Origin of the sequence: Kingella pumchi, from assembly GCF_022288825.1 — a bacterium.
Classification (GTDB): Bacteria; Pseudomonadota; Gammaproteobacteria; order Burkholderiales; family Neisseriaceae; genus Kingella_D; species Kingella_D pumchi.
Genome location: NZ_JAKOOW010000021.1, coordinates 79,704 through 80,018 on the forward strand (window position 1 = coordinate 79,704; position 315 = coordinate 80,018).

1 protein-coding gene is annotated in these 315 nt (G+C 52.4%); it reads right to left on the minus strand.

Annotated elements, in window-relative coordinates:
- Positions 1-273: hypothetical protein (locus tag MB824_RS05025; protein ID WP_238746477.1), on the minus strand; the 273-nt coding region annotated here is incomplete at its 3' end.
- Positions 274-315 lie beyond the last annotated feature (42 nt).

A 315-nucleotide genomic window follows, 5' to 3' on the forward strand; every position in this document is an offset into this window, starting at 1 on the left:
ACAGGCATCGGCTTCCTGGTCGCCGCCGCCGATGGGATCGTAGCCGCAGGAACGCATGTCATTGCGTTTCCTTTTATCCCTTAGCCCCATTTGCCTTAACATTTCCCGCTGCCTTTCTATGCTCTCACCTGGGGGGATATGAATGTCAGGATAAATTTTCCTTTCGTTGCACAATTTCCAACTTAAGGAGGCATCGGGCGGCAGTTTGAACCCTTTAAAAGTGCAGCCGGCCACTAGGGCGGACAGGCTTAAGGCCAATACGGTTTTTATCATGGTTGTTTCTCCTGTTCGGTGGGTTGCGAATGGGGGTAGCCG